Source organism: Ameyamaea chiangmaiensis, from assembly GCF_013376175.1.
In the GTDB taxonomy this organism is placed as follows: Bacteria; Pseudomonadota; Alphaproteobacteria; order Acetobacterales; family Acetobacteraceae; genus Ameyamaea; species Ameyamaea chiangmaiensis.
In genome coordinates this window covers 1-3,507 of record NZ_JABXXR010000212.1, presented here as the reverse complement: position 1 = coordinate 3,507, position 3,507 = coordinate 1, and the positions used below count along the sequence as shown (strand labels likewise).

Here is a 3,507-nt window from a genome sequence, read left to right as displayed (position 1 = left end):
ACATGGACGCCGCGCGCCCGGTGGCCCTGCACGCGCTGGTGCCCGAGGCCGCCGGTCTGGAGACGCCGGTTGCCCTGCACGGCTGGCTGGATTTTCGTCCGGCTGCCAATCCCGACATGCTGCAGCCGCGCGCGGCACAGGCGACGCTGGCGCTGGGACAAGGGGCGTTCGTGCAGGCGGACGGCTCGATCCTGTGGCTGCGCAACGCGCATGCCGCCGTCCGGGCCGACCTCGATTCGTCGGATGGACAGGCCCCTCATCTCGATCTGACCGACATGGCGGCGGCCTTTCAGGCCGAACGCGACGCGCCCGGGGATCGGGACGTGACGCTGGCTGCGCATGGTCGGCTGGAGGCGAACGATCTTCTGCATCCCCGCCACGTCAGCGCCACGCTGGACGCCGTGATACCGCGCCTCGATTTCGCGACCATCCTGCAGGCGTGGCCCTATGGCGTCGCCAAGGGCGCGCGGGCATGGATTTCGCGCAACATCACGCAGGGCACGGGCGAACGTCTGACGGCGCATGTCGGCGTGGCGGGCAATGACGGCTGGCAGCACCTGCGCGTGACCGACGTCGCCGGCGGGATGGACGCCCACGGCCTCGACATCCACTGGCTGCGACCGGTGCCGCCGATGCACGGTGTCGACGGTCATCTGACCTTCGATGATCCGACGTCGCTGTCGATCACTTTCGAGCATGGCTATCAGGAGGTGCAACGCGACGGCCATCATGTCGGGCGGACGGGCGAGGGGCGTCTGACGGCCGGTCAGGGATCGATGCGCATCGAGCATCTGGACCAGCGGTTCCAGACCGGCGACATAACCGTCCGCATGGCGGGCGATCTGGCCGACGCGGTGGCGCTGCTGGACGAGAAACGGCTGAACCTTCTCGCGCGCCATCCCTTTCCGTTCACCAACCCGTCCGGCCGCACTGAGGTCGAACTGCGCGTGACCCTGCCTCTGCGCAACAAGGTCGCGATCGACGACGTCACGCTGGACGCGCACGCGCGGGAGACCGACATCCATCTGGGCAACGCCGTGATGGGACGTTCGGTCGATCACGGCAACATCGTCGTGTCCGCCAGCACGCAGGGCCTGACCGCCTCGGGCACGCTGCTGCTGGGTGGGGTGCCGTCCCGGGCACGCTACAGCATGGATTTCGCCCGCAACCCGGCGGTGCATGTCACCGAGCAGGGGCATCTGACCGCGCATCTGACACCCCAGACCGCCGAAGGCGCGCGTATCCCCGCCTCGCGTTTTTTCGGCGGCAGCGCGGCGGTGGATGTCGATTACGGCAAACGTTCGGACGATACGGCACGGATCGCGCTGGCGCTGGATATGAAGGATGCCGACGTGCACATCCCGATCTGGCACAAACCCGCCGGGCGGCCGGGCAATGCGTCGGTCGTGATCGACATGGCGGCCGGGCATCTGTCCGGCGTGCACGATCTGGTCGCCGATGGCCCGGATCTGGACGTGCGCGGCCATACCGAGGTGCATGACGGAACGGTGGACGCGCTGGCCATCGACCGGTTCCGCATCGGCCGTTCGGCCGGGCGCGCCCGGGTCAGACTGCCGCGAAACGCGCGCGATCCGTATCAGGTGACAGTACGCGCGTCGGCCGTCGACCTGTCACCGCTGCTGCATGGTCGTCACCAGCCCGGCGGCGCGCCGGAGCCGGCGCCGGAGCCGAAAAAGGCGGGCTATCATCTGCCAAGTGCGGCGAGCGGCCGCGTCGATGGCGCGCCGGGGCAGAGCTGGTCCGTCGATCTGGCCACGCCGGTTCTGTATTATGACGATGGGCGTACGCTGAGCGACGTGACCGCGCGGCTGGTCAACAACGGCGTGCGTCTGACCAGCCTTGATTTCGCGATGCGTGGGCCCTCGCCCGCCACGGTGACCGTGCGACCGGACGCGGGTGGCCGGCGCCTGAGCGCGCGGGTGGACGACACGGGCGCGCTGCTGGGTGCGACCGGGGTCATGTCCCATATCGACGGCGGTGTGGGCACGCTCGAGGGTCGGTTTGACGACCGCCAGCCCAGCGCACCGTTCGCGGGCACGTTGTCGGTGGGGCCGTTCGTGATGCGCGATGCGCCGGGCATGCTGCGTCTCGTCAACGATTTGTCCGTGTTCGGATGGTTCGACGGGCAGTCCGCCTCCGACTTTCCGGTCGACCATCTCGCAGTGCCGCTGCGTTTCCAGGATGGCGTGCTGCACATCGACGATGGCGAGGTGGGCAACCGCTCGGTGGGCGCGACCGTGCAGGGCCATGTCGACCTCGACCACGATGCGCTCGACCTGAATGGCACCTTGACCCCGGCGTTCGCCGTCAACGCCCTGCCCGGCCGTCTGCCGGGCGTGGGGCGTCTGTTCAGTCCCGAGCGCGGCGGCGGCGTTCTGTCGGCGACCTACACCGTGACCGGGCCGATCGCGGGGCCGAAGCTGCACGTCAATCCGCTGTCGGTGCTTCTGCCGGGCATTTTCCGCAAGATGGTGGAATAGGTGCGTCTCAGGGGGCGGCGTGCAGGCGTAGAAGCACGCCGCGTCGTTCGTCACTGATCAGAACCGATCCGTCGGGCAGGGGCTGCACGTCGGCCGGGCGTCCCAGCACCGTTCCGTCGGCCGCGCGGTCGTCGAGCAGAACGGTCTGTGCGCCGGTTGCGGGGTCGACCGCGACAACGCGATAGCCCGATGGCGTGCTGCGGTTCCACGACCCGTGCTCGGCGATCAGGACCCGCCCGCGCAACGCGGCTGGCGCGGCGGGGTCGCCGTCGAACCGCAGGCCCAGCGCGGCGACATGGGCCCCGAGCTTCACGACCGGCGGAGTGAAGGCCGAACAGGGGTGGCCCGCGCCGAATTGCGGATCGGCAAGATCGCCCTGATGGCAGAACGGATAGCCGAACTCCTGTCCGTCATGGTCGAGGCGATTGAGTTCGTCGGACGGCCGGTCGTCCCCCAGCCAGTCGCGGCCATTGTCCGTGAACCACAACGCGCCACGGGCGTCCCAGGCAAGACCCACCGAATTGCGGATGCCGAACGCGATGGATTCGGCGTGCGTGCCATCGGCCGAAAAACGCATGATCTTGCCGTAGTCATGCCCGATGGCGCAGATGTTGCATGGTGCGCCGATCGGCACATACAGACGCCCGTCGGGACCGAAGGCGATGAATTTCCAGTCGTGATCCCCCTCGCGCCAGGGCAGGTCGGCGATCAGGGTATCGGGCTTCGGCGGCGCGTCCAGATGCGCCTCGATATTGCGCAGGACCACGATCCGGCGTGTCGCGGAGACGAACAGGGCCCCGTCATGAAACGCGACACCCACCGGCTGCTGCAGTCCGGACGCCACGATCCGGACCTGCGGCGCGCCGGTCGCGTGTGGGGTTACGGCATAGACCACCCCGGCGGCCATCGAGCCGACGAAGACCGTGCCGTGCGCGCCCAGCGCGATTTCCCGCGCCGAGGGCAGGCCCGAGGCAAAGACCTCCACCGCAAGGCCCGGCGCCGCCCG

Annotated in this window: 2 protein-coding genes; one reads left to right on the top strand and one right to left on the bottom strand. The window is 69.1% G+C overall.

Translation table 11 applies throughout. The features are described 5' to 3' along the window. On the top strand, positions 1 to 2,501 hold a 2,501-nt coding region (locus HUK82_RS15280; RefSeq protein WP_176614763.1), incomplete at its 5' end, for an AsmA-like C-terminal region-containing protein. Positions 2,502 to 2,508: 7 nt separating this feature from the next. Here HUK82_RS15280 and HUK82_RS15275 read toward each other — a convergent pair. Beyond that, positions 2,509 to 3,507: PQQ-dependent sugar dehydrogenase (locus HUK82_RS15275; RefSeq protein ID WP_176614762.1), on the bottom strand; the 999-nt coding region annotated here is incomplete at its 5' end.